Genomic DNA, 26,881 nt, shown 5'->3' on the forward strand with positions numbered 1-26,881 from the left:
GCCGACTGTTTGCCAATCACGTCAAATTTATTCGGCAGCTCCTTTTTGTCCGGTCACTTAGCAACTGCTTCGGTTAGTTGCTGTACGACTTTAAGTGACGGGCAGCTAGTCAATGTGTCGTTTAGGTCTGTGAGCCCTAATAGCTGAGACAGATAAGTTTCCGGTGGCAGCTTGCTGAACATGCTCGCTCCACCAGGCCATCATAGGACGTCTGCGCTCAATGTAATCCGCTCGGTTATAGGCGCTGCGGACCTCATCCTTGTCGACATGCGCAAGGGCTACCTCAATCAACTCAGAATGCCATCCCTGCTCGTTCAGGATTGTACTGGCCATGGAGCGCATGCCGTGGCTCACCAAGCGCCCTTCAAAACCCATACGTTTCAGGGCCATGTTTGCTGTCTGGCTATTGCAGTGAGTTCGTGGGTCTCTGTCTGCAGGGAACACGTACTCTCTATGGCCGCTATAGGGTTTGATGGTCTCAAGCAGAGCAAGTGCATGTTCGGTCAGAGGTATAATGTGAGCGCGTCGCTTTTTCATACGCTCCGCTGGGATCGTCCAGGTTTTCTTATCGAAGTCGATGTCAGCCCAGGAAGTCGTGGCGGCCTCCGCAGGGCGGGTCATGGTGTGAAGCTGCCATTCGATCAAGCAGCGTGTTGTTCTTTTGATACTGGCGTTAGCGATTGCCACCATTAGCTCTGGCAGTTCTTCTGGTCGAAGAGCCGCCATGTTCTGCTTTTTCGGTTTCTTGAAAACGCCCCGGATGCCGCTGAGTGGATTGGCGAAGATCATTCCCGAGTTCACGCCATGGATCATGATCTCATTGAGCCGTTGAGTCAGTCGTTTTACTGTCTCCAAGCTGCCTTTCGTTTCCAGGGGGCGGAGCAACTCGATGACCATCGGCGCAGTGATTTGCGAGAGGGGTGTAGTTCCGAGTTTTGGAAATACGTGCAGGGTGAGAGAGCGCCATATGTCTTCGGCATAGGCCGGTGTAACGACATCCTGCTTCAGCTCAAACCAAGTAGAAGCTACGTTCTCGAACGTGTGCTCCGTTGCCGCCTTTTTTGTCTGCTCCAACGCATTACGTTGTTCTTTAGGGTCGATGTCCTGGGCAAGCAGCTCTCTAGCTTCGACTGTTTTCTTCCTGGCTTGCGCGAGAGAGAGCTCTGGATAGGTGCCGAGTCCCATGTTGATACGATTCTTCGTTACCGGATGCCGATAGTTGAAATTCCACAGCGTAGAGCCATTGGTTCTCACTCGCAATTGAAGGCCGTCGCCATCGCTGAGGACGTAATCCTTGTCTTTTGGTTTTACAGCTTTGAGCTGGCGATCAGAAAGGCGGGTGGCTTGGGCGCACATGAGGTATTCCATGACATCATTCGGTATTCCAAAAATTACCACTGAAGGGCTTGGAATACCATGTGGAATACCAGGTGATGTGGATTCTGTCGGACGTCTCTGGACGCCCATAGACGCTAAATCCTTGATTTAACTGGATTTCAGGCACAAAAAAAGACGTCCGTGGACGTCTTTAGTTGATCAAATGGTGGAGCCGGGGGGATTTGAACCCCCGTCCGCCAGTACTCCGCTGTCGGTACTACATGCGTAGCCGTGTCTATTAAGTTAACCCTCAGCGACCCGACGGGCAGGGTGCTTTGGGCGAGTTGTGTAAGTTTTAGCCGCTTCGTCCACAACGTACTGCACGGCGATTCTGTTCTATATGACAATCACTTTGGGTTTACAGACATCCCCTGGTGATTGCTGGACCCGAAGGTACCAGAAGCTCAGGGCTAAGGCTGCTTACGCAGCGAGAGCGAATTCCTGGCCGTAGTTTTCGTCATTGGCAACTATAAGTAGTTGCAACAGTGGATTTACGAGTTCTGTTACCAACTCGGCATGCACCTAAAGTTTCGCAACCGGCGTCGAATCCTAAACGGCCCCGAACTCATTGCCCGAAAATCTCGTTGAGCAACAAGCCTGTACAGTGTACGCCAACGTGGCGCAGAAGGCCAACCCGAAGGTTGGCCTTCTGCGCCAGCATCACTATTTTTTAGTGGGGCTGCGCTGCTGAATTTTCTCAAGCATCTGACTGGAGATCTCGATGCAGTCCTTGTCGTTGCCGGCTGCCTTGGCCTTTTCCGCATCCTCCAGTGCAGTTTTTGCGTTATCCATGGAGCTCTCTGACACGGCAGGCGCAGTGGTGATGGCATTCTTCAGTTTGGCAATGTTCCCGTCACAAAGATTTTCGTCCGCTGCGAACACCGGCGATGCCAACAGTGCAGCAGAAATGAACAATCCAGCAATTGCAGAGTGCTTCATGGGTATCTCCTTGCGCATGAGGGCTCGGTGCTGCCGGTGAAGGGGGCCGCTGGCCGAGGTGGTTATAAGCCCTTTCACAGGGCCTAGCTAAATGACTATAGCCGGGCGCAGGAATTCGGTTTTTTTTTGCCGGGGTTGATGAGGAACCTGTGGGAGCGAGCTTGCTCGCGATGGCGGCAGGACATTCAGCATCGAAGCTGACTGATCCACCGTCATCGCGAGCAAGCTCGCTCCCACAATTTTTTGGGGGTACACCCTCAAGCAGGGCGCGCTTGGGTTACGCGGTCTACCAGGTAGACCAGTCCGTGATAATCGATCCCGCCGTGCTGGGTGAGACCGATTTCGCAGGTGCGGCTGGTGGAGATGCCTTCGCTGCAATACTGCACCGCATCCTTCAAGGTGCGCAGCGAATGTGCGTTCAGCTCGGGGGTGGTGAAGCCCTTGTCGCCGGCAAATCCGCAACAGTGAATACCTTCGGGGATAACCACATTTTTGCTGCATTTGCGCGCCAGATCGATCAGCGCCTGGCTTTCGCCCAGATGCTGGGTGCTGCAGGTGACATGCACCGCGATGGGCGCTTCCTGCGGCGTGAACTGCAGTCGATCCATCAAGTGCGTACGGATGAAACGTACCGGGTCGTACAGGTCCAGGCGCACATCGCCCAGGTCCTGGGTCAGGCGCAATGTGCAGGGGCTGGTGTCACAGTAGATGGGGTCGAGCCCGCCACGGCTGGCGTGAAGCAGGGCGCCGATCAGTTCCTGGCGTTTGTGTTCGGCCTGTTCGGCATAGCCTTTGGAAGCGAAGGGCTGGCCGCAGCAAAGGTTGTCCAGATTGTCCGGGAAGACCACCTGATAACCGGCTTTTTCCAGCAGGCCGCGGGTCTTGTCGTACAGTGACATTTGCTCCTTGTCGCCAGCCGCCGGCCCCATGGCCCGTGAAACGCAGGCTGCCAGATACACCACGCGCGGTCGTTCGTCGCTTACCGTCGGGCTGAAGCGAATGGCTTTTTCCGGCTGCGGCATGGCGTTGGTCCATTGCGGGACCTGACCTTTGGACAAGCGCGTCAACGTCGCCGACAGCTTTGCCAGGCGCGGCGCGCCCAGGAGCATCCGCGCACCATTGGCCACGTGCAGGGTAAAACGTGCACCTTGCAGCGCTGTGGCGAAGTTTCCTTCCAGCCAGTTGGCGGTTTTCGTATGAGTGGCGTGTAGACCGCGAAGCTTTTTCACCAGCTCGCCGGTGTTGATTCCCACAGGGCAACGTTGCGCACAAAGACCGGTGGCAGCGCAGGTATCGATGCCCTGGTATTCAAAGGCCGCTTCAAGTTCGCGGGTATCGACCCCGGCACGTTTCTTCGCCTGGATGTCACGCCAGATCACGATGCGCTGACGCGGGCTCAAGGTCAGGCCTTTGGAGGGGCAGACCGGCTCGCAGAAGCCGCATTCGATGCACTTGTCGACGATCTCGTCGGCGGCGGGCAAGGGTTTCAGATGTTTGAGGTGGATTTGCGGGTCTTCGCTGAGCACCACGTCCGGGTTGAGAATGCCGTTGGGATCGAGCAGGCGCTTGAGCTGCCACATCAACTGGTAGGCGTCGCTGCCCCATTCCAGTTCGACGAACGGAGCCATGTTGCGCCCGGTGCCGTGCTCGGCCTTGAGCGAACCACCAAACTCGACAGCCACCAGTTGCGCCACGTCGTCCATGAACGCCTGGTAGCGTGCGACTTCTTGCGGGTTGTTGAATCCTTGGGTGAAGACGAAGTGCAGATTGCCTTCCAGTGCATGTCCGAAAAGGATCGCTTCATCGTAGTGATGTTTGTCGAACAGCTCGATCAGCCGGTTCACACCGATTGCCAGTTGTTCCACCGGGAAGGTCACGTCCTCGATGATCACCGTGGTCCCGGTTTTACGTACCGCACCGACGGCGGGGAAGGTGTCCTTGCGGATCGCCCAGAGTCGGGCGTTTTCCAGCGGGTCTTCGGTGAAATCGACTTGTTTCTCTACCGGGAACGAGGACAGCGACGCCATGATCTGCGCCAGCTGTTCCCTTAACAAAGAGGTAGATGCCGCGCGGGATTCGATCAGCAGGGCGCAGGCATTGTTCGACAGGTGTTGGACGAAAGCGGGCATGCCGGGCTTGTTCTGCACCGAACGCAGGCTGCGGCGGTCCAGCAGTTCTACCGCTGACACCGGTTGGCTTTTCAGCACGGTGACGGAGTTGCAGCAGGTTTCCACGTCCGGAAATACGATCAGCGCCGAGGCCTTGTTTGGGTGATCAATCACCGTGTCGTAGGTCACCGCGCTGATGAAGCCGAGAGTGCCTTCGGAACCCACCAGCAAGTGGCTCAAGATATCCACAGGCTCGTCGTAATCCACCAGGGCGTTGAGTGACAGGCCTGTGGTGTTTTTCAAACGATATTTATGGCGAATTTTCGCAGCCAGTTCGGCATTGGCACGGGTCTCGCGGCCCAAGGTCGCGAGACGCTCCAGCAGGTCGCCATGACTGGCCCGAAACGCCGCGACACTGGCAGCATCTTCGGTATCGAGACGGCTGCCATCGGCCAGCACCAGACGAATGCCCGCCAGGGTGTGATAGGTGTTTTGCGCCGTGCCGCAGCACATGCCGCTGGCATTGTTGGCAACGATGCCGCCGATTTTGCAGGCGTTGATCGACGCAGGGTCCGGGCCGATCTTGCGCCCGAACGGTGCCAGCCAGGCATTGGCCTGCGCGCCGATCACCCCTGGTTGCAGGCGAATTTTTGTGCCTTGGCCACGGATCTCGCGACCGTTCCAGTTATCCCCAAGCACGATCAACACCGAATCGCTGATGGCTTGCCCGGACAGGCTGGTGCCGGCGGCGCGGAAGGTCACGGCAACCCGGTCGCGCTGCGCCAGTTGCAGCAGCGCCACCACTTCATCTTCCGACTCGACGCGAATCACCAGTTGCGGAATCAGTCGATAGAAACTGGCATCGGTGCCGAAGGCCAAAGTCGACAGCGGATCGTCAAAACGCCGTTCCAGTGGAATCAGTTGCTGCGCATCGCGCAGGAAAGCGGCCGGTAGACTCATTGGTCCTCCAGAATCAACACTACCAGGTCTTTCGGACCGTGGGCGCCGTAGGCCAGAACTTGTTCGATGTCAGCGGTTTTCGACGGACCGGAAACCAGCAAGGCATTGGTCGGCATGCCTTGGGCCCATTCGAATTCCTGCTGTACCTGATAGAAGTTATCGCGGATTTCACTGGCCTTGAGCAGGGCAAAATGCACCGGTGGCGCCAGGCTCATGAGGCGCGGTTCTTCCCGCGTCGGCCAAATAATCAGGCTGCCCGTGGCGGCGATTGCGCCAAGGGTGGTGGTCAGGCTCGCCGGGGTGTCGTTGAACAGTTCCGCTTTCCATTCTTCAACCGGACGGTCGTAGGCCTTGAGCGCCGGCAGGCCGGGATTTTTCGCCCAATGCTGTGTGACACGTTGCCCGTGCGGCGTAGTCGGGGCGATCAACAGGCTTGGCAGCTGGCGATCTTGCAGCAGTGTTGCCAGCAAGGCTGGCCAGTGTTCACCCGATGTCAGATGGATCTCCGTGTGCACGGCTTCCATCAGTTTGCGCAGTTGCGGGATGCGTTGCTCTGGCGTGTAGATGTAGGGCTTCGTCACCAGCTCGACGTCGAAGTTGTCAGCCACCGGGGTGGTGCCTGTCAGACTTTTGCGCAACTTGGCGAGGATGTTTTGCTTGGCACTCATCAACGATCTCCCTGTTTGGCCAGATGCTCGCGAGCCATGTCATGCAGTGAACGGGCGGCGGGTTTCGGGGCGCTGTGGTTTTGCGTCCATGGGCCGACATTGTTTGGCGTAAGGGCGCGCAGGCGAGTAGCGGCCAGCCCGAACAGGCGATACAGCGTCGGTGAGCTGTTGAGTCGGGCCCAGGCGTTCCAGATGAATCGTTCCTTGCGCGAGTACTTGCTGCCCTGGCCGCGCATCACTTGATCCGGGCTGTCCGGCGCTTTGACGTTCTCTTCGCGCAAACGACGTAGCAAGGAAGGGATCGGGATTTTTACCGGGCACACTTCACCGCAGGCACCGCACAACGAAGAGGCGCTCGGGTGGTCCGGGACTTTCGCCAGGCCAACCATGTGCGGGGTGATGATTTTCCCGATAGGGCCGGGGTAGACCTCGCCGTAGGCATGGCCGCCGATTCGAGTGTAGACCGGGCAATGATTCATGCAGGCGCCGCAGCGAATACAGTTCAGGGTCTGACGCAGTTCGCTGTCGGCAAAGGCCTGGCTGCGACCATTGTCGAGCAGTACCAGGTGCACTTCCCGGGGGCCGTCGAGCTCATGCTCCTTGCGCGGGCCGGAGATCATGTTGACGTAGGTGGTGATCGGGATGCCCAGGGCCGAACGGGTCAGCAACGACAGTAGCGGCACCACGTCGCGCAGGTTCTCCACGACTTTTTCGATGCCGGTGACGGCGATGTGCACCGGTGGCACCGTGGTGGTCATGCGGCCGTTGCCTTCGTTTTCCACCAGCAGCAGGGTGCCGGTTTCGGCCACGGCGAAGTTGACGCCGGAGACGCCGATGTCCGCTTCGAAGAATTTCTGCCGCAGGACCCTGCGACCGATCTGAATGAGTTGGTCAACGTCCTTGGTGTATTCCACGCCAAGTTTGTCGTGGAACAAGGACGCGACCTGACCGGCGTTCTTGTGGATCGCCGGCATGATTATGTGTGAAGGCTTCTCGTGGTCGAGCTGGACGATGTACTCGCCCATGTCCGATTCCAGGCATTCAATGCCCTGTTCAGCGAGGACGTGGTTCATCTCCATTTCTTCGCTGACCATCGATTTACCCTTGATCACTTGCCGCCCCTCGTGAGCGCGGATGATCGAGAGGACGATGCCATTGGCTTCGTCCACCGTTTCCGCCCAGTGCACTGTCACACCGTTGCGGGTCAGGTTCTGTTCAAGTTGCTCGAGCAATTCAGGCAACTTGGATAACGCACGGGCGCGGACAGCATTGCCCAGCGCTCGCAGATGTTCTCGTTCGTGGGCATCGCTGAAAGCCGCGGCCCGTTTGGTCATCAGTGAATCCATCGCCTTGCGAAAGTTGTTTCGCAATTGCGCGTCGCCCAACGCCTCGTGCGCCCGGGTGCGGAAATCTTCTTCTACGGCGACCGTAGGAATAATCTCGGCGGCACTCATTGGGCACCCCCGGTACGCTGCCAGAGGAAACTGGCCAGGTGTTGACCGCGCAACGCTTCCTTCTGTTTCTCCAGCGAACCGTTGATGTTCATCAGGCAACCGCAGTCGGCACTGAGTATTTGGTGCGCGCCGGATTCCTTCAACGATCGGGTCTTGTCAGCCACCATCGCGCCGGAAATATCCGGCATACGGACGCTGAAAGTCCCACCGAAGCCACAGCATTCGCTTTCGTGCCTGTGTTCGACCCGTTCCACGTTGCTCAGTTGCGACAACAGTTCGCGGCCGTGCAGGTGGGTGTTCATTTCACGGCGTGCCGAACACGACGTGTGCAACGCTACCTTCACCGGCGTACCGCTGTCCTTGAACTGCACTTTGCAGACAAACAACAGGAACTCGGCCAGTTCATAGGTCCTGGCTGCCAGTGCCTGGACCTGTTTCAACGTGTCCGGTTCCTCCTTGAACAAGTCGGCATAGTGTTCGCGCAACATGCCTGCGCAGGAACCCGAAGGCACCACCACCGGATAATCCTCGGCGAACAGCGCCAGTTGCGAGCGCGCGACGGTCCTGGCCTGCTCGGTGTAGCCCGAGGTATAGGCCGGTTGTCCGCAGCAACTTTGCCCTTGCGGGTACTCGACACGGATGCCTTCGCGTTCCAGCAAGTGGATCGCATCCATTCCGGCTTGCGGGTAGAACAGATCCACTACGCAGGTCCCGAACAGGTACACCCGTTGCGGTTTCTCGCTGGGGTATTGCCGAGGCTCGGGCAGTGGCGGGGCGACACGGGTCGCATTCGGCACAGCGTTGTAAAAAAGCTCGCTCATCAGGCGTGTCTCCGGGTGGGCCCGGTTATCCGTCCGTTGAGGCCGCTGAATATAGACAGGGATTCTTTCAGCAGCCTTACAGACCGGGTAGTGAATAGCTGACGCCGGGGTCGTGGCCCGGCGTCGGTTTTTTCGGACTTACTCATGTAGCTGCTTGTAGCGCTTAGTGCACAAGCATCCCGGTGAACCAGTAGGCCTGGGCCAGAGTGATCAGGCCGACAATCGTTGCAAAGAACAGGCTGTGCTTGAGGGTGAAGCGGAACAGGTCCGATTCCTTGCCCACAAGGCCAGTCGCCGCGCAGGCCACAGCAATCGATTGTGGCGAGATCATCTTGCCGGTCACGCCGCCGCTGGTGTTCGCCGCCACCAGCAAGGTGTCGTTGACACCGATCTGGTGGGCGGTGGTCGCCTGCAACGAACTGAACAGCGCGTTGGACGAGGTGTCGGAGCCGGTCAGGAACACGCCCAGCCAGCCGAGGAACGGCGAGAAGAACGGGAAGGCTGCGCCCGTGCCGGCCAGGACCAGGGCCATGGTCGACGACATGCCCGAGTAGTTGGTGACGAATGCGAAGGCCAACACCATGCCGATGGACAGAATCGGCCAGCGCAGTTCGTAGAAGGTCTCTTTCAAAGTGGTCAGACCAGTTTTGAGGTTGATCTTCAGAACCAGCATCGAGATCAGCGCCGAGAAGAAAATCGCGGTGCCGGTGGCGGAAATCGGATCAAGCTTGAACACCGCTGGGAGGGCGGTCGGTGCGGCTACGATCGGTGCCACCTTGATCACCATCTGGTCCAGGTGCGGGATGGCGAAGTTGAACACGAAGTTGTACATCGAGCCGCCAGCGGCAAACATCGCCTTGAAGGGTTTTAGCGTCCAGATGGTCACCAGCACGGTCAGGATCAGGAACGGCGACCAGGCTTTGAAAATTTCACCCAGCCTGTAAGGCGAAGCGAAGGTGGTGCGCTTCTGGCCGAAACCACCGACGCTGGCGCTGACTACGGAAGCCGACACGGCGCCGACGATGTGCTGGCCGGCGGCGCGTTTTGGCTGCCAGATCTTCAGGAACAGGGTCAGGGAAATCAGGCTGGCCAGGGCCGACGTGATGTCTGGTAGTTCCGGGCCGATGAAGTTGGAGGTGAAGTATTGGGTCACGGCGAAGCTCAAGCCCGCGACCAGCGCAGCCGGCCAGGTTTCCCGCACGCCGCGCAGGCCATCCATCATGAACACCAGCCAGAATGGCACGAACAGCGACAGCAGCGGCAGCTGGCGACCCGTCATGGCGCCGATCTTGAAGGCGTCGATGCCGGTCACTTGCCCGGCGACGATGATCGGAATACCCAGGGCGCCGAAGGCTACCGGCGCGGTGTTCGCGATCAGGCACAGGCCCGCGGCGTACAGCGGGTTGAAGCCCAGGCCTACGAGCAGCGCGGCGGTGATCGCCACCGGTGCGCCGAAACCGGCCGCGCCTTCGAGGAAGGCGCCGAAGCAGAAACCGATCAGCAACACTTGCAGGCGCTGGTCGTCGGTGATCGACAGCACCGAGCTGCGGATCACTTCGAACTGGCCACTCTTGACCGTCAGTTTGTAGAGGAATACCGCCGCCACGATGATCCAGGCGATCGGCCACAGGCCATAGGCAAAGCCATACCCGGCGGCGGCGAACGCCATGTCGACCGGCATCTTGAAGGCAATGATTGCCACCAGGATCGACAAGGCCAGGGTGATGCTGCCGGCCACATGTCCTTTGAGACGGAACACGGCCAGCGCCAGGAAGAAAAACACGATGGGAATAACGGCTGCGAGTGCGGACAGGCCGAGGCTGCCGAGCGGGCTGTAGAGCTGTTGCCAGGTTTGCATATGGGGTGGCCCCTAATTGTTGTTGGTCAGGCACTGATCAGCGTTCTTGGTTAATTGGTAATACCAATTTACAATCGCTGTTGGCTAGGGTAAAAGCCTTGTAGGCGGTGTGTCAATTTGCCGCCCTAAAACTTTTGTCGTAGGCAGGGTTTTGCAGAGGATTTGGCCTGTTCGGGTAATGGTCGCGTGGCAGGTGCCTGCGTCGCATGGATAGGCCAGAATAGAGCCCCGGCGCGCCGTCGGGATGGTGGAGAAATCGAGTTATGGGGTTTGATCAGATTCGGCAGCGCCGTTTGTCTGACGATATTGTCGAGCAGCTCGAGGGCATGATCCTTGAGGGCACGCTGAAGGCCGGTGAGCGCTTGCCGGCGGAACGCGCGTTGGCCGAGCAATTTGGCGTTTCTCGTCCTTCGTTGCGCGAAGCTATTCAGAAATTGACCGCCAAGGGCCTGCTGGTCAGTCGTCAGGGTGGCGGCAATTACGTGGTGGAGTCCCTGGGTACGACGTTCAGTGATCCACTGTTGCATCTGCTGGAAAGCAACCCCGAAGCGCAACGCGATCTGCTGGAGTTTCGCCACACGCTGGAAGCGTCCTGCGCCTATTACGCGGCGTTACGCGCCACCGACGTTGACCGTGAGCGATTGACCGCGGCGTTCAATCAATTGCTGGACTGCTATTCGCGTCACGATGAAGTCAGTCGGGCGGAAGAGGGCGCGGCGGATGCAAATTTTCATCTGGCGATCGCTGAAGCCAGTCATAACGCGGTGCTGCTGCACACCATTCGAGGCCTGTTCGATCTGCTCAAGCGAAACGTGGTCACGAACATCGGCGGCATGTACAAGCAGCGCACCGAGACCCGCGACATGCTGATTACGCAACACCGGGAGTTGTATCAGGCGATTATCGAAGGCCGGGCGGAACAGGCGCGGGAAGTCTCCAGTCGACACATTCTGTATGTGCAGGAGGTGCTGGAGGAGGTGCGTCAGGAAGTGCAGCGCGTGGCTCGGGCGGAGCGGCGTAAGGGGATGTAGTCAGTTGGTTTTGTGGTGATTTGTGCGATCGCCATCGCGAGCAAGCTCGCTCCCACAGTGGATTTGTGAACGACACAAAGCACATGTGGGAGCGAGCTTGCTCGCGATGCGATCTCAGGCAAAAAGGAAATTAATCTTCCTTGCCCTTGTTGCGCACCGCGCGCTGCAATTCGCGCCCGGCGTCGCGTTCGCGCTCGGTATCACGCTTGTCGTATTCCTTCTTGCCCTTGCCCAGGGCAATTTCGCACTTGACCATGTGCTTGCTCCAGTACCAGGACAGGCACACGCAGGCGTAGCCTTTTTGCTGCACGGCAGCGGCGAGCTTTTCCAGCTCCCGCCGGTTGAGCAGCAATTTTCGCGTGCGCACCGGATCGGCGATGACGTGGGTACTGGCGGTCATCAGGGGCGTGATGTGACTGCCGAGCAGCCAGGCTTCGCCATCCTTGAGCAGTACGTAACTGTCAACCAGTTGCAACTTGCTTGCCCGCAGACTTTTTACTTCCCAGCCGGCCAGGACCAGACCAGCCTCGAACCGATGTTCGATGAAGTAATCGTGTCGCGCCTTTTTATTTTGCGCGATGGTCCCTGTTGGGTGTTTCTTCTGTTTAGCCATAGGGGCGGCATTATAGGGAGTTGCACGCGAGTCGGCTACGGTGTTGCTACATGCTTGAGCAGGTTGATTGAATCCCGGACAATGCGGCCTCTTTTTTGAACGCTTGGTCGTAATAACGATGTCGACAGACAAGGTTTCTGTCCACGGCAGTTGGGCTAGCCGCTGGGTCTTCATACTCGCCGCGACCGGTTCGGCCGTGGGTCTGGGTAGTATCTGGAAATTCCCCTACATGGTCGGGGTCTATGGCGGCGGCGCCTTCGTGCTGATGTTCCTGGCCTGTATCGCGTTGATCGGTGTGCCGGTCATGCTCGCGGAAACCCTGATCGGCCGGCGTGCCCGGCAGAGTCCGGCCAACGCCTTGAAGGTGCTGGCGCTGGAAGCAGGGCATTCGGGCAAATGGTCCTGGGGGGCCTTTGCCGGGATGATCACGGCGCTGCTGATTCTGTCTTTCTATAGTGTGGTCGGCGGCTGGTCGCTGGATTACATCATCGACATGGGCCGTGGCGACTTCCAGGGGGCGACGCCCGATCAGGTGGGCGCGTACTTTGGCAATGTAATTGCCGATCCATGGCGCCTGACACTTTGGCACACGATTTTTATGCTGCTATCGGCGGTAGTCATCGCCAAGGGCGTGGTCGCGGGGCTTGAACGTAGTCTGCGGATCATGATGCCGTTGCTGTTCGTGATGATCCTTGTGCTGCTGGGCTACAGCATGACGACCGGGCATTTCATGGAGGGCGTGCATTTCATGTTCGACTTCCACCCGGAAAAAGTCCTCGACGGCTTGTTGCCGGCCATGGGGCATGCATTCTTTTCCCTGAGCGTGGGCGTCGGTTCGATCATGATCTACGGCGCCTACATGCCCAAGCATTCGTCGATTTCCGGGACCATCGTCGGCGTGGCGCTGCTGGATACCTTTGTGTCCCTGGTGGCTGGTCTAGCGTTGTTTCCGATTGTGTTTGCCGGGGGGCTGAACCCCAGTGAAGGCCCTGGCCTGATGTTTGTCAGCCTGCCATTTGCCTTCGGCAACGTAGCGTTTGGCCAGTTGATGGGCGTAGTGTTCTTTGTGCTGGTAGCGATTGCGGCCTGGAGTTCAGCGATTTCGCTGCTCGAGCCGATGGTGGCGTACCTGGTTGAGCGGACAAAAGTCAGCCGCGCCTGGGTAACTTTCTGGCTGGCATTCACATGCTGGTTTGTCGGTCTCGGTACGGTTTTTTCCTTCAATATCTGGAAGGAGGCCAAGTTTTTCGTGAACGAAGGCGGTTTGTTCCACCTCTACCAGTGGGGAGCCGCGGGCGGTCTGGATTTCTTTGGGGTAATCGATTTTTTCACCTCACGAATCATGCTGCCGCTCGGTGGGTTGTGTTTCGTGGTGTTTGCAGGCTGGGTGATGGGGCGGGATGCGGTGCGCGACGAATTGTCGATCCGCAGCCCGGCGTTGTTCACCCTGTCCTTGTTCTTGATGCGCTATGTGGCGCCAATCGGCATTCTTGTAGTGTTTGCCGCACAGCTGTGGAAGTGACGCTGACATGACGACACACATTTCACGTTCGGCCTTGCTGCCGTACCCCGCGCAAGCGCTGTATGACCTGGTCAACGACGTGGCGCGTTATCCGGAGTTCCTGCCTTGGTGCTCATCGGCCGAAGTCCTGGAAAGCTCTACCGATCATATGCGCGCGAGCGTTGGCGTGGCCAAGGCTGGCCTCAGCCAGCATTTCGTGACGCGCAACACCCTGGTGCCCGGCCAGTCGATCGAGATGAACCTTGAAGAGGGGCCGTTCACTCAGTTGCATGGAGTGTGGGTATTTAAGCCGTTGGGTGAGAAGGCCTGCAAGATCAGTCTGGACCTGTCGTTCGATTACGCAGGCCCGATCATTCGCGCGACCCTGGGGCCGTTGTTCAATCAGGCGGCCAATACGCTGATGGACGCGTTCTGCCAGCGCGTCAAGCAAATACATGGTTGAGGCGATGATTGAGGTCGAGGTGGTCTATGCCGCTCTTGATCGGCAGGTGCTCCTGCCGGTGAGGGTGTCGGCAGGAACCACCGTTCGCGCCGCGTTGCTGAAGTCCGGTATGGGTCAGGCTTTTCCGGAGTTGGACCTGTCGCAGTGTCCGGTGGGGATCTTTGGCAAGGTGATAGTCCATCCCGAAAGTCGTCCGGTTCAATCAGGCGATCGCATCGAGATTTACCGGCCATTGCTGGCAGATCCGAAGGAGGTGCGTCGACTGCGTGCGGCAAAGGCTGCCGAGGCCAAAGCGCGCAGTGAGTGAGCCGGGTAAATGCCAGGCATTAAGACAATTTTCAGGCAAGCAAGAAATCTGTGGCGAGGGGATTTAGCGAAGCGTCGCACCGCCCCGTTCGGCTGCGAAGCAGTCGTAAATCCGAACCACTCGATCTGCTTGAGAGGGCGCTGAGGGCCGCTTCGCGGCCCAACGGGGCGGTGCGACGCTTCGCTAAATCCCCTCGCCACAAATTATTGCGGCGAGGTTTCCAGGGGTTCTGGAGTCGGGACTGGCACGGTTTCGACACCGTCCACTTCCTTCTGGATCTGATCGAGCAACGAGCCCGGCTTTACCGGTTTTTCCGGTTTCGGCTGCTCGACCTGCTCGGCTGGCGCGGTGACAGTGGTGCCAGTGTCCTTGCCCAGAATGGCTTCGTCGCGGCTCACGCCCGGCATGAAATCGCCAGAGAGGCTGACAAGTTGGTCATTTGGGTTGAAGATAACGCTAATGCGTTCCTGTTGGCGTTCGCCGCCGCCCGGTTGCAGGCTGTACAGATAATCCCAGCGATCGGCATGGAACGTGTCAGTCAACAGAGGGTTGCCCATGATAAACCGTACTTGCTTTCGGGTCATTCCCGGGCGTAACTGGTCTATCATGTCCTGCGTGACGACATTGCCCTGCTGGATGTCGATTTTGTAAACCCCGGGGAATGAACAACCGGCGAGTGCGAGCAGTCCCACAAAGGTGAAACTGGTTAGCAAGAGCTTGGTGTTTTGCATCGGTGGGCGACTTCCACTATCTTGGCTGGGACAACGTAAACGCCGATCATACCCGCATTAAGAGAAGCTGCGAAGCAGCATCGCGAGAAAGCTGACCATGGTTGAAAATAGCGAACTACGCAAAGCCGGCCTCAAAGTGACCCTGCCACGGGTCAAGATTCTGCAAATGCTCGACTCCGCTGAGCAGCGCCACATGAGTGCCGAGGATGTCTATAAGGCATTGATGGAGGCTGGCGAGGACGTCGGTCTGGCCACGGTTTACCGTGTACTGACCCAGTTCGAAGCAGCTGGACTTGTGGTGCGGCACAACTTCGACGGAGGCCATGCGGTCTTCGAGCTGGACGACGGCAAGCATCACGACCATATGGTCAACGTCGAAACCAGCGAAGTGATCGAATTCTTCGACGAAGAAATCGAGCGCCTGCAGAAAGCCATCGTCGACAAGTATGGTTTCGAGATGGTTGATCACAATCTTGTGTTGTACGTACGCAAGAAAAAGTAAGCATGTCGCGCGAACCCAGGGTTCGCGAAACGAACGAAGGCGACCCCAGGGTCGCCTTCGTGCTTTCTGCCGATCTCAAATTTTTGCAGTGACGACCATTTTCTTTGCGTGAGCCAGGGATTCCTTGGTGAGATCAATCCCGCCCAGCATCCGCGCCACTTCTTCGACGCGATCGTTTTTGCTCAGTTTGGATACAGCCGTGCGAGTGGCATCCTCGCCGCGCACTTTATGCACAAACAAATGCTGATGGCCCTGCGCCGCCACCTGTGGCAAGTGCGTAACTGTCAGAACCTGTCCGCGCTCGCCGAGACGGCGCAGCAACTGGCCAACGATCTCGGCGGTGGGGCCACCGATGCCCACGTCCACTTCGTCGAACACCAGGGTCGGGACCCGGGAGGTTTGTGCGGTGATGACCTGGATGGCCAGGCTGATTCGCGACAATTCGCCGCCCGATGCAACCTTCGCCAGTGCCTTTAACGGCTGCCCGGGGTTGGCGCTGACCAGCAGTTCTACCTGTTCGAGTCCGTTCGGAAGCAATTCTTTGCTGCTGTTCGGTCGCAATTCGATGGCAAAGCGCCCGCCGGGCATGCCCAGGCGCTGGATCTCCTGTTCCACCGCGCTGGCCAGGCTGCTGGAGGCTTGGTGGCGCAGGTCGCTCAACTCTCGAGCCTTTTCCTGATAATGACGGGCATAAGACGCCAGCTCATCACTCAATCGCTCGATGGATTCATCGTTGGCGTTCAGGGTTTCAATCTCATCCAGTAACCGCTGCTGCATCTCTGCGACCTCGGTCGGCTGAATGCGGTGCTTGCGCGCCATGGTGTAAATCGCATCGAGGCGTTCTTCCAGGTATTGAAGGCGTGCTGGATCTGCGTCGAAGTTATCCAGGAAGCGGTTCAACTCACCCACGGCTTCTTCAACCTGGATCTGAGCGCTGGTCAGCAAGCTGCTGGCTTCGCCCAGCGCGCCAATCGAGTTGTTCACACTCGACAGGCGATTAAGGCTTGCAGTCAGGGCGTTCAGGACATTGCCGGAATCACTCTCGCTGCATTGTTCAACCACTTGGCGGCAGATACCCAGCAAGGTTTCCGCATTTGTCAGGTTCTTGTGTTCCTGCTCCAACTGCTCCAGTTCGCTTTCGCCGAGGCCAAGGTTTTCAAGTTCTTCAAGCTGATAGCTGAGCAACTGATGGCGAGCGCGCTGCTCATCGCCGGAGTTGGACAGTCGCTCAAGTTCCTGGTGAGTCTGGCGCCAGCGCTGGGCAGCCAGCTGTACCTGGCGGGCAAGGTCCGTGGCGCCGGCGTATTCGTCGAGCAGGCGGCGATGGGTGTCGGTCTTGAGCAGGGACTGGTGTTCGTGCTGGCTGTGGATGTCGATCAACAGTTCACCCAGCGCCTTGAGGTCGCCCAGCGGGCAGGGCGTGCCGTTGATGTAGCCGCGCGAGCGCCCTTCGGCGGTGATGACCCGGCGCAGGATGCACGGGCCGTCGTTCTCGAGGTCGCGTTCGGTCAGCCAGGCACTGGCTTCCGGAATGTCGGCCAGGTCAAAGGTAGCCAGGATGTCGGCCTTGTCTGCACCGGGGCGGACCACGCCGCTGTCGGCTCGATCGCCGAGGGTCAGGCCCAGCGCGTCGAGCATGATCGACTTGCCGGCGCCGGTTTCCCCTGTGATCACGCTCATTCCTCGATCGAGTTCAAGATCGAGATGTTCAACGATGGCGTAGTTATGTACAGACAGGTGCACCAGCATAAAGGCCGCTCCCAGGCTTTAGGTCTGGTTATTTATACAGTGTTTTGTTTCTGGCTGACAATGCCCCTCGTTAGCTCGTTTTGCTTGATCCGACGAAATCATTAGTACAGAGGGGAATGACAATGCAGCTGTTTTTTGTAGGGTTAATGTTGGGTCGCCCCCTTGAAGCTGGATTTTGCGGCCCCATATAGCTGGGCAGAAGCGCGAGTCATGCTCGCGGACGATATTGAAAGGAGAATTCTATGGCTGACGAACAGACAGTGGATACGCAAAATCTAGACGCCGACCAGGCTGCCCAGGCTTCGGGTAATGACCTGGCGGCTCGTGTACAAGTGCTCGAAGAGCAACTGGCAGGCGCGCAGGATCAGGCTTTGCGTGTAGCCGCCGATCTGCAGAACGTCCGCCGTCGCGCCGAGCAGGATGTAGAAAAGGCTCACAAATTCGCGCTGGAAAAATTCGCCGGCGACCTGCTGCCAATCATCGACAGCCTGGAGCGCGGTCTGGAGCTTTCCAATCCGGATGACGAAAGCATCCGTCCGATGCGCGAAGGCATCGAGCTGACCCTGAAAATGTTCCAGGACACCCTGAAGCGTTATCAGCTGGAAGCGATCGACCCGCATGGCGAACCGTTCAATGCCGTACTTCACCAGGCAATGGCCATGCAGGAAAGCGCCGACCTCGAGCCGAACAGCGTGCTCAAGGTGTTCCAGAAGGGCTACCAGCTCAATGGCCGCCTGCTGCGTCCGGCGATGGTCGTGGTCAGCAAGGCTCCTGCGCCAGTTTCGCCCTCTATTGATGAGCAGGCTTGAAATTAGCCGCAAGGCCCCCATTTAGAAGTCAAGCGTTTAAGTGCTACCGCAGTTAGCCACCACTGCTGCGGCAACCAAATCCAAAGTTTCGGGAGAGTGAACATGGGCAAAATTATCGGTATCGACCTGGGGACTACCAACTCCTGCGTCTCCGTGCTGGAAAACGGCAAGGCAAAAGTTATTGAAAACGCCGAAGGTGCGCGTACCACGCCGTCGATCATCGCTTACGCCAACGATGGCGAGATTCTGGTCGGCCAGTCCGCCAAGCGTCAGGCAGTGACCAATCCGCACAACACCCTGTATGCGGTGAAGCGTCTGATCGGTCGTCGTTTCGAAGAAGAAGTGGTACAGAAAGACATCCAGATGGTCCCTTACAAGATCGTCAAGGCTGACAACAACGACGCCTGGGTTGAAGTGAACGGCCAGAAAATGTCGCCGCCACAAATCTCGGCTGAAATTCTGAAGAAAATGAAGAAGACCGCCGAAGACTACCTCGGCGAGCCTGTGACCGAAGCGGTAATCACCGTTCCGGCCTACTTCAACGACAGCCAGCGTCAAGCCACCAAAGATGCCGGTCGCATCGCGGGCCTGGACGTAAAACGTATCATCAACGAACCAACCGCAGCCGCACTGGCTTACGGTATGGACAAGGCCAAGGGCGATCACACCGTGATCGTTTACGACCTGGGTGGCGGTACTTTCGACGTTTCCGTGATCGAAATCGCTGAAGTTGACGGTGAGCACCAGTTCGAAGTGTTGGCCACCAACGGTGACACGTTCCTGGGTGGTGAAGACTTTGACATTCGTCTGATCGACTACCTCGTCGACGAATTCAAGAAAGAAAGCGGCATGAACCTCAAAGGTGACCCGCTGGCCATGCAGCGCCTGAAAGAAGCCGCTGAAAAAGCCAAGATCGAGTTGTCGTCGAGCATGTCGACCGACGTGAATCTGCCGTACATCACTGCAGACGCCACCGGTCCTAAGCACTTGAACGTGAAAATCTCCCGCGCCAAGCTGGAAGCGCTGGTAGAAGATCTGGTTCAACGCACCATCGAACCTTGCCGCATCGCTCTGAAAGACTCCGGTATCGACGTTGGCTCGATCAACGACGTGATCCTGGTAGGCGGTCAGACCCGTATGCCACTGGTTCAGAAGCTGGTGACCGAGTTCTTCGGTAAAGAAGCGCGTAAAGACGTGAACCCGGACGAAGCCGTTGCCATGGGTGCTGCCATCCAGGGTGCCGTATTGGCCGGTGACGTGAAAGACGTTCTGCTGCTCGACGTTAGCCCTCTGACCCTGGGTATCGAAACCATGGGTGGCGTGATGACCGCGCTGATCGAGAAAAACACCACGATTCCTACCAAGAAATCGCAAGTGTTCTCGACTGCCGACGACAACCAGGGCGCCGTGACCATCCACGTGCTGCAAGGTGAGCGTAAGCAAGCGGCGCAGAACAAGTCCCTGGGCAAGTTCGACCTGGCCGAGATTCCACCAGCACCACGCGGTGTGCCGCAAATTGAAGTGACCTTCGACATCGATGCCAACGGCATCCTGCACGTGGGCGCTAAAGACAAGGCCACTGGCAAGACTCAGTCGATCGTGATCAAGGCCAACTCAGGTCTGTCCGAGGAAGAAATTCAGCAGATGATTCGCGATGCTGAAACCAATGCCGAGGAAGACCGCAAGTTCGAAGAGCTGGCTGCTGCCCGTAACCAGGGTGATGCACTGGTTCACTCGACGCGCAAAATGGTCGCTGATGCTGGCGACAAGGTAAGCGCTGAAGAGAAGACTGCGATCGAAGCTGCTGTAGTTGCCCTGGAAGCCGCTGTCAAAGGCGACGACAAGGCCGCTATCGAAGCCAAGGTTGAAGAGCTGTCCAAGGTCTCCGCTCCAGTGGCGCAGAAGATGTACGCCGAACAGGCCCAGCCTGCTGAAGGCGCTGCACCGCAAGGCGAATCGGCTGAGAAGGCTGATGACGTCGTCGACGCTGAGTTCGAAGAAGTCAAAGACCACAAGTAAGTTGTTGGTCGGCCGGTTGACTGCCTTGCGGCGGTGACTGGTAGGATGTCGCCGCGCGGGAGCTTGCTCCCGCGTTGGCGTGTCTGGAGTAAGCGAATTTTTACAGCATGCGACAGAGTTCGCGTGTTGGTGGCATGGCCGGGAATGCTCCTGCTTTTCGCGCCGAAAGTGCCTCATCGAAACAAAGACCAGGATCGTTGAATTGACGTGAGTTGGGTCCGGGCCTGTATTGGGGCTCAACGAGTTTGACGAAGCTCAGGAGAGGTTTGTCGAACGTCCTCAAGAGTGCAGAGACTTATGGCAAAGCGTGACTATTACGAAGTATTGGGTGTTGAGCGAGGTACAACCGAGGCAGACCTGAAAAAGGCCTACCGTCGCCTGGCAATGAAGCATCACCCGGACCGTAATCCCGATGACAAAGCGTCGGAAGAGATGTTCAAGGAGGCCAACGAGGCCTACGAAGTGCTGTCCGATTCCAGCAAGCGTGCGGCGTACGACCAGTACGGCCACGCCGGTGTCGACCCGAGCATGGGTGGCGGCGGTGCCGGTTTCGGCGGTCAGAACTTCTCCGACATCTTTGGCGATGTCTTCAGCGACTTCTTCGGTGGCGGTCGCGGTGGTTCCCGTGGCGGTGCCCAGCGTGGCAGCGACTTGCGTTACACCCTGGAGCTGAACCTGGAAGAAGCGGTGCGCGGCACGACCGTGAATATCCGCGTTCCGACATTGGTCAACTGCAAGCCGTGTGACGGCTCGGGTGCCAAGAAAGGCTCTTCGCCGGTTACCTGCCCGACCTGTGGTGGTATCGGCCAGGTGCGCATGCAGCAAGGCTTCTTCTCGGTGCAGCAAACCTGTCCGCGTTGCCATGGCCAGGGCAAGATCATTTCCGATCCGTGTGATTCCTGCCACGGCGAAGGTCGTATCGAAGAGTACAAGACCCTGTCGGTCAAAGTCCCAGCCGGTGTCGATACCGGTGACCGCATTCGCCTGTCGGGCGAGGGCGAGGCGGGCGCCCAGGGCGGGCCGACCGGCGATCTGTACGTGGTGATCAACGTGCGCGAGCACTCGATCTTCCAGCGTGACGGCAAGCATCTGTTCTGTGAAGTGCCAATCAGCTTCGTCGATGCGGCGCTGGGTGGCGAGCTGGAGATCCCGACCCTCGATGGTCGGGTCAAGCTGAAAATCCCTGAAGGGACTCAGACCGGCAAGCAGTTCCGCGTGCGTGGCAAGGGCGTTGCGCCTGTGCGTGGCGGCGGTGCGGGTGACTTGATGTGCCGTGTGGCGGTCGAGACGCCGGTCAACCTGAGCCGTCGTCAGCGTGAAATGCTCGAAGAGTTCCGCAACTCCCTGGCGGACGACAACAGTCATTCCCCGAAAACCACAGGCTGGTTCGAAGGCGTGAAGCGCTTCTTCGGCGATTTGTAAGGAGACAGGCATGCGACGTATAGCTGTGATGGGCGCCGCCGGGCGCATGGGCAAAACCCTGATCGAAGCCGTGCAGCAAGCACCGGGTGCCGGCCTGACGGCGGCAGTGGATCGTCCTGACAGTTCGCTGGTCGGCGCGGACGCTGGTGAGTTGGCGGCTATCGGTCGCATCGGCGTGCCGCTGTCGGGTGATCTGGATCGTGTGGTCGATGAGTTCGACGTGCTGATCGACTTCACTCACCCGACGGTGACCCTGAAAAACCTCGCCTTCTGCCGTAAGCACAACAAGGCGATGATCATCGGCACTACCGGCTTCAGCGTTGAAGAGAAGCAGTTGCTGGCAGAGGCGGGCAAGGATATCCCGATCGTCTTCGCGGCCAACTTCAGCGTCGGCGTCAACCTGTGCCTGAAGCTGCTCGACACCGCCGCTCGCGTGCTGGGTGACGATGTCGATATCGAGATCACCGAAGCTCACCATCGGCATAAAGTCGATGCGCCGTCCGGTACGGCCGTGCGCATGGGTGAGGTGATTGCCGATGCCCTGGGTCGCGATCTGAAGAAGGTCGCGGTTTACGGTCGCGAAGGCCAGACCGGTGCTCGCGAACGCGAGACCATCGGTTTTGCCACTGTTCGTGCTGGCGACATCGTGGGTGATCACACCGTGCTGTTCGCCGCCGACGGTGAGCGTGTCGAGATCACTCACAAGGCTTCCAGTCGCATGACGTTCGCCAAGGGTGCGGTGCGTGCCGCATTGTGGCTGGACGGGCGTGAGCCTGGTCTTTATGACATGCAAGACGTGCTCGACCTGCGTTAAGATGCACCCGAAATCGGGCTCGCGCGCAGCGTTAGAGCCCGGTTTTACCCCGCCAAGCGACGACCTGTCGCATTCTCCAGCCTTTAAGGCTCATTGGCGGTAGACCAAAAATGCCTTTTTCTGTAAGCTACAGCTTTAGTGTGTTCACTAAAAGCGCGCAGAATAATTCAGTGAATGAGCGGGGTGACGTGTCCATACGTCACTCCGCTTTTTTACACCTGCGATCGCCCTTTCAGGCTTTATTTACGGGAGGTCTTCTTGACTAAGCCAGCCATACTTGCCCTTGCTGATGGCAGCATTTTTCGCGGCGAAGCAATTGGAGCCGACGGTCAGACCGTTGGTGAGGTGGTGTTCAATACCGCCATGACCGGCTATCAGGAAATCCTTACCGATCCTTCCTACGCCCAACAGATCGTTACCCTGACTTACCCGCACATCGGCAATACCGGCACCACGCCGGAAGACGCCGAGTCCGACCGCGTATGGTCCGCTGGCCTGGTCATTCGTGACCTGCCACTGGTTGCGAGCAACTGGCGTAACACGATGTCCCTGTCCGACTACCTGAAAGCCAACAATGTTGTGGCCATCGCCGGTATCGACACCCGCCGCCTGACGCGCATCCTGCGTGAAAAGGGCGCGCAAAACGGCTGCATCATGGCCGGTGACAACATCTCCGAAGAAGCCGCCATCGCTGCTGCCCAGGGCTTCCCTGGCCTGAAAGGCATGGACTTGGCGAAAGTCGTCAGCACCAAAGAGAAGTACGAGTGGCGCTCGACTGTCTGGGATCTGAAAACCGACAGCCACGCGACTATCGAAGCCTCTGAGCTGCCGTACCATGTGGTCGCCTACGACTACGGCGTCAAGGTGAACATCCTGCGCATGCTGGTCGAGCGCGGTTGCCGCGTGACCGTAGTGCCTGCACAAACCCCTGCCGCCGATGCGCTGGCGCTGAAGCCGGACGGCGTGTTCCTGTCCAACGGCCCTGGCGATCCGGAGCCTTGCGACTACGCGATCCAGGCGATCAAGGACGTGCTGGAAACCGAGATCCCGGTGTTCGGTATCTGCCTCGGTCACCAACTGCTGGCCCTGGCCTCCGGCGCCAAGACCCTGAAAATGGGTCACGGCCACCACGGTGCCAACCACCCGGTCCAGGACCTGGACTCTGGCGTTGTGATGATCACCAGCCAGAACCACGGTTTCGCAGTAGACGATGCGACCCTGCCTGCCAACGTTCGCGCGATTCACAAATCGCTGTTCGACGGCACCCTGCAAGGCATCGAGCGTACCGACAAGAGCGCCTTCAGCTTCCAGGGTCACCCTGAAGCCAGCCCTGGCCCGAACGACGTAGCACCACTGTTCGATCGCTTCATCAACGAGATGGCCAAGCGACGCTGATCGCTCGCCCTGATGTTGCAAAGCTTGAGGGCGGTCCCGATATCGGCGACCCCCTCAAGTCTTCACAGATTGAACAAGACGGCTTGCCGACTGACCTGCGGATTTGAGTGACAAACCCATGCCAAAACGTACAGACATAAAAAGCATCCTGATTCTCGGCGCTGGCCCGATCGTTATCGGCCAGGCCTGTGAATTCGACTACTCCGGCGCCCAGGCCTGCAAAGCCCTGCGCGAGGAGGGTTACCGCGTCATCCTGGTGAACTCCAACCCAGCGACCATCATGACCGACCCGGACATGGCCGACGCGACCTACATCGAACCGATCAAGTGGCAGACGGTTGCCAAGATCATCGAGAAAGAGCGTCCGGACGCGCTGCTGCCAACCATGGGCGGCCAGACCGCCCTGAACTGCGCACTGGACCTGGAACGCGAAGGCGTCCTGGAGAAGTTCGGCGTAGAGATGATCGGCGCCAATGCCGACACCATCGACAAGGCTGAAGACCGCTCGCGCTTTGACAAAGCCATGAAATCCATCGGCCTGGACTGCCCGCGTTCGGGTATCGCCCACAGCATGGAAGAAGCCAACGCAGTGCTCGAGAAGCTCGGCTTCCCGTGCATCATCCGTCCGTCCTTCACCATGGGCGGCACCGGTGGCGGTATCGCTTACAACCGTGAAGAGTTCGAAGAAATCTGCGCCCGTGGTCTGGACCTGTCGCCGACCAAAGAGCTGTTGATCGACGAATCCCTGATCGGCTGGAAAGAGTACGAGATGGAGGTTGTCCGCGATAAGAAGGACAACTGCATCATCGTCTGCTCCATCGAAAACTTTGACCCGATGGGCGTGCACACCGGTGACTCGATCACTGTTGCGCCGGCACAGACCCTGACGGACAAGGAATACCAGATCATGCGTAACGCCTCCCTGGCGGTACTGCGCGAGATCGGCGTGGAAACCGGCGGCTCCAACGTCCAGTTCGGCATCTGTCCGGACACTGGCCGCATGGTAGTCATCGAGATGAACCCGCGGGTTTCCCGTTCCTCGGCCCTGGCCTCGAAAGCCACCGGTTTCCCGATTGCGCGTATCGCTGCCAAGCTGGCGATCGGCTATACCCTGGACGAGCTGCAGAACGAAATCACCGGCGGCGCTACTCCGGCGTCCTTCGAGCCGTCGATCGACTACGTCGTCACCAAGTTGCCACGTTTCGCTTTCGAGAAGTTCCCGAAAGCCGACGCACGCCTGACCACTCAAATGAAGTCGGTCGGTGAAGTCATGGCCATCGGCCGGACCTTCCAGGAATCCCTGCAGAAAGCCCTGCGCGGCCTGGAAGTGGGCGTTTGCGGCCTGGACGAGAAGCTCGACCTGAGCAATCCGGAAAGCATGAGCGTGCTCAAGCGCGAGTTGACCGTGCCGGGCGCCGAGCGCATCTGGTACGTGGCTGACGCCTTCCGCGCCGGCCTGTCGGTCGAAGACATCTTCGGCATGAACATGATCGACCCGTGGTTCCTGGTGCAGATCGAAGATCTGATCAAGGAAGAAGAGAAGGTCAAGACCCTGGGTCTGGCCAGCATCGACCGCGACTTGATGTTCAAGCTCAAGCGCAAAGGCTTCTCCGACATGCGTCTGGCCAAACTGCTGGGCGTGACCGAAAAAGCTTTGCGTCGCCACCGTCACAAGCTGGAGATCTTCCCGGTCTACAAGCGTGTTGATACCTGCGCTGCCGAGTTCGCCACCGACACCGCCTACATGTACTCAACTTACGAGGAAGAGTGCGAAGCCGCGCCGTCGGGTCGCGACAAGATCATGATCCTCGGCGGCGGTCCAAACCGTATCGGCCAAGGCATCGAGTTCGACTACTGCTGCGTACACGCGGCACTGGCCCTGCGCGAAGACGGTTACGAGACCATCATGGTCAACTGCAACCCGGAAACCGTTTCCACCGACTACGACACCTCCGATCGCCTGTACTTCGAACCAGTGACCCTGGAAGACGTGCTGGAAATCTGCCGGGTCGAGAAGCCTAAAGGCGTGATCGTCCAGTACGGCGGCCAGACCCCGCTGAAACTGGCTCGTGCCCTGGAAGAAGCCGGCGTGCCGATCATCGGCACCAGCCCTGACGCCATCGACCGTGCCGAAGACCGTGAGCGCTTCCAGCAGATGGTCGAGCGCCTGAACCTGCGTCAGCCGCCAAACGCCACCGTGCGCAGCGAAGACGAAGCGATTCGTGCTGCCAGCAAGATCGGTTACCCGCTGGTGGTTCGTCCGTCCTACGTACTGGGCGGCCGCGCGATGGAAATCGTTTACGAAGAAGAAGAGCTCAAGCGCTACCTGCGTGACGCGGTGAAAGTGTCCAACGACAGCCCGGTGCTGCTCGACCACTTCCTCAACTGCGCCATCGAAATGGACGTGGATGCGGTCTGCGACGGCACCGACGTGGTAATCGGCGCGATCATGCAGCACATCGAACAGGCAGGCGTTCACTCCGGTGACTCCGCGTGCTCGCTGCCGCCGTACTCGCTGCCGGCGCACATCCAGGACGAGATGCGCGAACAGGTCAAGAAAATGGCCCTCGAACTGGGCGTGATCGGCCTGATGAACGTACAGTTGGCGCTGCAAGGCGAAGACATTTACGTCATCGAAGTCAACCCACGTGCTTCGCGTACCGTACCGTTCGTGTCCAAGTGCATCGGGGTTTCCCTGGCAATGATCGCGGCTCGCGTCATGGCGGGTAAAACCCTGAAGGAAATCGGCTTCACCAAGGAAATCATTCCTAACTTCTACAGCGTGAAAGAGGCGGTGTTCCCATTCGCCAAATTCCCTGGCGTGGACCCGATCCTCGGCCCTGAGATGAAGTCCACCGGTGAAGTGATGGGCGTGGGCGACACCTTCGGCGAAGCATTTGCCAAGGCCCAGATGGGCGCGAGCGAAGTGCTGCCGACCGGCGGTACTGCGTTCATCAGCGTGCGCGATGATGACAAGCCACTGGTTGCAGGCGTGGCCCGTGATCTGATCAACTTGGGCTTTGAAGTGGTCGCCACTGCCGGTACTGCCAAGCTGATCGAAGCCGCAGGCCTGAAAGTGCGCCGCGTGAACAAGGTGACCGAAGGGCGTCCGCACGTAGTCGACATGATCAAGAATGACGAAGTCACCCTGATCATCAACACCACCGAAGGCCGTCAGTCGATCGCTGACTCCTATTCCATTCGTCGCAACGCCCTGCAGCACAAGATTTACTGCACCACCACCATTGCTGCTGGCGAAGCGATCTGTGAAGCGCTGAAGTTCGGTCCCGAGAAGACCGTACGCCGCTTGCAGGATCTACACGCAGGATTGAAGGCATGA

At 58.6% G+C, this 26,881-nt stretch carries 21 protein-coding genes and 1 other RNA gene; 11 read left to right on the forward strand and 11 right to left on the reverse strand.

Features of this window, described 5'->3' with window-relative positions; translation table 11 throughout:
* Positions 1-105: 105 nt before the first annotated feature.
* The 8 genes from ACA054_RS03645 to ACA054_RS03680 all read right to left on the reverse strand — a co-directional run bounded on the left by ACA054_RS03645 (position 106) and on the right by ACA054_RS03680 (position 10,185).
* The gene (locus ACA054_RS03645; RefSeq protein WP_497690240.1) at positions 106-1,356 is read right to left on the reverse strand and encodes an integrase domain-containing protein; all 1,251 of its coding nucleotides are present in this window, start codon (positions 1,354-1,356) and stop codon (positions 106-108) included.
* Positions 1,357-1,541: 185 nt separating this feature from the next.
* Positions 1,542-1,938, reverse strand: a transfer-messenger RNA (tmRNA) gene (gene ssrA / locus ACA054_RS03650).
* 102 nt (positions 1,939-2,040) lie between these two features.
* On the reverse strand, positions 2,041-2,316 hold the full coding sequence (locus ACA054_RS03655; protein ID WP_497688231.1) for a PA2433 domain-containing protein: 276 nt from the start codon (positions 2,314-2,316) through the stop codon (positions 2,041-2,043).
* Positions 2,317-2,573: 257 nt separating this feature from the next.
* Complete coding sequence (locus tag ACA054_RS03660) at positions 2,574-5,384, reverse strand: FAD-binding and (Fe-S)-binding domain-containing protein (protein WP_497688232.1); 2,811 nt, start codon at positions 5,382-5,384, stop codon at positions 2,574-2,576.
* Complete coding sequence (locus tag ACA054_RS03665; protein WP_497688233.1) at positions 5,381-6,052, reverse strand: LutC/YkgG family protein; 672 nt, start codon at positions 6,050-6,052, stop codon at positions 5,381-5,383. The genes ACA054_RS03660 and ACA054_RS03665 overlap by 4 nt, the downstream gene beginning before the upstream one ends.
* The gene (locus ACA054_RS03670) at positions 6,052-7,506 is read right to left on the reverse strand and encodes a LutB/LldF family L-lactate oxidation iron-sulfur protein (protein WP_497688234.1); all 1,455 of its coding nucleotides are present in this window, start codon (positions 7,504-7,506) and stop codon (positions 6,052-6,054) included. Before ACA054_RS03670 ends, ACA054_RS03665 begins: the two co-directional genes overlap by 1 nt.
* Positions 7,503-8,327 (reverse strand): (Fe-S)-binding protein, encoded by an 825-nt coding sequence (locus ACA054_RS03675; protein WP_497688235.1) that lies wholly within the window; start codon positions 8,325-8,327, stop codon positions 7,503-7,505. Before ACA054_RS03675 ends, ACA054_RS03670 begins: the two co-directional genes overlap by 4 nt.
* A gap of 163 nt (positions 8,328-8,490) precedes the next feature.
* Positions 8,491-10,185, reverse strand: coding sequence for a lactate permease LctP family transporter (locus ACA054_RS03680; protein ID WP_497688236.1), 1,695 nt, complete (start codon positions 10,183-10,185; stop codon positions 8,491-8,493).
* A gap of 263 nt (positions 10,186-10,448) precedes the next feature.
* On the opposite strand from ACA054_RS03680, the gene ACA054_RS03685 reads away from it, so the two are divergent.
* On the forward strand, positions 10,449-11,216 hold the full coding sequence (locus tag ACA054_RS03685; RefSeq protein WP_497688237.1) for a GntR family transcriptional regulator: 768 nt from the start codon (positions 10,449-10,451) through the stop codon (positions 11,214-11,216).
* 130 nt (positions 11,217-11,346) lie between these two features.
* Here ACA054_RS03685 and smpB read toward each other — a convergent pair whose 3' ends face one another.
* On the reverse strand, positions 11,347-11,829 hold the full coding sequence (gene smpB / locus ACA054_RS03690) for an SsrA-binding protein SmpB (protein ID WP_095169483.1): 483 nt from the start codon (positions 11,827-11,829) through the stop codon (positions 11,347-11,349).
* Positions 11,830-11,947: 118 nt separating this feature from the next.
* Between smpB and ACA054_RS03695 the strand changes: the two genes are divergently transcribed.
* Genes ACA054_RS03695 through ACA054_RS03705 form a run of 3 tightly spaced genes read left to right on the forward strand, consistent with a single transcriptional unit; the run spans position 11,948 to position 14,100 of the window.
* Positions 11,948-13,351, forward strand: coding sequence for a sodium-dependent transporter (locus ACA054_RS03695; protein ID WP_497688238.1), 1,404 nt, complete (start codon positions 11,948-11,950; stop codon positions 13,349-13,351).
* Positions 13,352-13,358: 7 nt separating this feature from the next.
* On the forward strand, positions 13,359-13,793 hold the full coding sequence (locus ACA054_RS03700) for a type II toxin-antitoxin system RatA family toxin (RefSeq protein ID WP_497688239.1): 435 nt from the start codon (positions 13,359-13,361) through the stop codon (positions 13,791-13,793).
* The gene (locus ACA054_RS03705) at positions 13,786-14,100 is read left to right on the forward strand and encodes an RnfH family protein (RefSeq protein WP_497688240.1); all 315 of its coding nucleotides are present in this window, start codon (positions 13,786-13,788) and stop codon (positions 14,098-14,100) included. Before ACA054_RS03700 ends, ACA054_RS03705 begins: the two co-directional genes overlap by 8 nt.
* 203 nt (positions 14,101-14,303) lie before the next feature.
* Here the strand turns inward: ACA054_RS03705 and ACA054_RS03710 are convergent, their stop codons facing one another.
* Positions 14,304-14,831 (reverse strand): outer membrane protein assembly factor BamE, encoded by a 528-nt coding sequence (locus tag ACA054_RS03710; protein WP_180204374.1) that lies wholly within the window; start codon positions 14,829-14,831, stop codon positions 14,304-14,306.
* 97 nt (positions 14,832-14,928) lie between these two features.
* Between ACA054_RS03710 and fur the strand changes: the two genes are divergently transcribed.
* Positions 14,929-15,333, forward strand: coding sequence for a ferric iron uptake transcriptional regulator (gene fur, locus ACA054_RS03715; protein WP_003197684.1), 405 nt, complete (start codon positions 14,929-14,931; stop codon positions 15,331-15,333).
* Between the two features lie 75 nt (positions 15,334-15,408).
* Here the strand turns inward: fur and recN are convergent, their stop codons facing one another.
* Positions 15,409-17,082, reverse strand: coding sequence for a DNA repair protein RecN (gene recN / locus ACA054_RS03720; RefSeq protein ID WP_497688241.1), 1,674 nt, complete (start codon positions 17,080-17,082; stop codon positions 15,409-15,411).
* A gap of 242 nt (positions 17,083-17,324) precedes the next feature.
* On the opposite strand from recN, the gene grpE reads away from it, so the two are divergent.
* The 6 genes from grpE to carB all read left to right on the forward strand — a co-directional run bounded on the left by grpE (position 17,325) and on the right by carB (position 26,881).
* Positions 17,325-17,891: a nucleotide exchange factor GrpE gene (grpE, locus tag ACA054_RS03725; RefSeq protein ID WP_497688242.1), complete on the forward strand. Its 567-nt coding sequence runs from the start codon at positions 17,325-17,327 to the stop codon at positions 17,889-17,891.
* 102 nt (positions 17,892-17,993) lie between these two features.
* Positions 17,994-19,910 (forward strand): molecular chaperone DnaK, encoded by a 1,917-nt coding sequence (gene dnaK / locus ACA054_RS03730; protein ID WP_497637866.1) that lies wholly within the window; start codon positions 17,994-17,996, stop codon positions 19,908-19,910.
* 297 nt (positions 19,911-20,207) lie between these two features.
* Positions 20,208-21,332, forward strand: a complete 1,125-nt coding sequence (gene dnaJ / locus ACA054_RS03735) for a molecular chaperone DnaJ (RefSeq protein ID WP_497688243.1) — start codon at positions 20,208-20,210, stop codon at positions 21,330-21,332.
* Positions 21,333-21,342: 10 nt separating this feature from the next.
* Complete coding sequence (gene dapB / locus ACA054_RS03740; RefSeq protein WP_497688244.1) at positions 21,343-22,146, forward strand: 4-hydroxy-tetrahydrodipicolinate reductase; 804 nt, start codon at positions 21,343-21,345, stop codon at positions 22,144-22,146.
* Between the two features lie 258 nt (positions 22,147-22,404).
* Positions 22,405-23,541: a glutamine-hydrolyzing carbamoyl-phosphate synthase small subunit gene (gene carA / locus ACA054_RS03745; protein ID WP_497688245.1), complete on the forward strand. Its 1,137-nt coding sequence runs from the start codon at positions 22,405-22,407 to the stop codon at positions 23,539-23,541.
* Between the two features lie 118 nt (positions 23,542-23,659).
* Positions 23,660-26,881: a carbamoyl-phosphate synthase large subunit gene (gene carB / locus ACA054_RS03750; protein WP_497688246.1), complete on the forward strand. Its 3,222-nt coding sequence runs from the start codon at positions 23,660-23,662 to the stop codon at positions 26,879-26,881.

This window comes from Pseudomonas sp. LBUM1653 (assembly GCF_059716115.1).

What these genes read in the sequence shown, in the direction of transcription:
- ACA054_RS03645 (WP_497690240.1), bottom strand. Translation starts at nt 1,356, where the DNA reads ATGTGCGCCCAAGCCACCCGCCTTTCTGATCGCCAGCTCAAAGCTGTA.
- ACA054_RS03655 (WP_497688231.1), bottom strand. Translation starts at nt 2,316, where the DNA reads ATGAAGCACTCTGCAATTGCTGGATTGTTCATTTCTGCTGCACTGTTG.
- ACA054_RS03660 (WP_497688232.1), bottom strand. Translation starts at nt 5,384, where the DNA reads ATGAGTCTACCGGCCGCTTTCCTGCGCGATGCGCAGCAACTGATTCCA.
- ACA054_RS03665 (WP_497688233.1), bottom strand. Translation starts at nt 6,052, where the DNA reads ATGAGTGCCAAGCAAAACATCCTCGCCAAGTTGCGCAAAAGTCTGACA.
- ACA054_RS03670 (WP_497688234.1), bottom strand. Translation starts at nt 7,506, where the DNA reads ATGAGTGCCGCCGAGATTATTCCTACGGTCGCCGTAGAAGAAGATTTC.
- ACA054_RS03675 (WP_497688235.1), bottom strand. Translation starts at nt 8,327, where the DNA reads ATGAGCGAGCTTTTTTACAACGCTGTGCCGAATGCGACCCGTGTCGCC.
- ACA054_RS03680 (WP_497688236.1), bottom strand. Translation starts at nt 10,185, where the DNA reads ATGCAAACCTGGCAACAGCTCTACAGCCCGCTCGGCAGCCTCGGCCTG.
- ACA054_RS03685 (WP_497688237.1), top strand. Translation starts at nt 10,449, where the DNA reads ATGGGGTTTGATCAGATTCGGCAGCGCCGTTTGTCTGACGATATTGTC.
- smpB (WP_095169483.1), bottom strand. Translation starts at nt 11,829, where the DNA reads ATGGCTAAACAGAAGAAACACCCAACAGGGACCATCGCGCAAAATAAA.
- ACA054_RS03695 (WP_497688238.1), top strand. Translation starts at nt 11,948, where the DNA reads ATGTCGACAGACAAGGTTTCTGTCCACGGCAGTTGGGCTAGCCGCTGG.
- ACA054_RS03700 (WP_497688239.1), top strand. Translation starts at nt 13,359, where the DNA reads ATGACGACACACATTTCACGTTCGGCCTTGCTGCCGTACCCCGCGCAA.
- ACA054_RS03705 (WP_497688240.1), top strand. Translation starts at nt 13,786, where the DNA reads ATGGTTGAGGCGATGATTGAGGTCGAGGTGGTCTATGCCGCTCTTGAT.
- ACA054_RS03710 (WP_180204374.1), bottom strand. Translation starts at nt 14,831, where the DNA reads ATGCAAAACACCAAGCTCTTGCTAACCAGTTTCACCTTTGTGGGACTG.
- fur (WP_003197684.1), top strand. Translation starts at nt 14,929, where the DNA reads ATGGTTGAAAATAGCGAACTACGCAAAGCCGGCCTCAAAGTGACCCTG.
- recN (WP_497688241.1), bottom strand. Translation starts at nt 17,082, where the DNA reads ATGCTGGTGCACCTGTCTGTACATAACTACGCCATCGTTGAACATCTC.
- grpE (WP_497688242.1), top strand. Translation starts at nt 17,325, where the DNA reads ATGGCTGACGAACAGACAGTGGATACGCAAAATCTAGACGCCGACCAG.
- dnaK (WP_497637866.1), top strand. Translation starts at nt 17,994, where the DNA reads ATGGGCAAAATTATCGGTATCGACCTGGGGACTACCAACTCCTGCGTC.
- dnaJ (WP_497688243.1), top strand. Translation starts at nt 20,208, where the DNA reads ATGGCAAAGCGTGACTATTACGAAGTATTGGGTGTTGAGCGAGGTACA.
- dapB (WP_497688244.1), top strand. Translation starts at nt 21,343, where the DNA reads ATGCGACGTATAGCTGTGATGGGCGCCGCCGGGCGCATGGGCAAAACC.
- carB (WP_497688246.1), top strand. Translation starts at nt 23,660, where the DNA reads ATGCCAAAACGTACAGACATAAAAAGCATCCTGATTCTCGGCGCTGGC.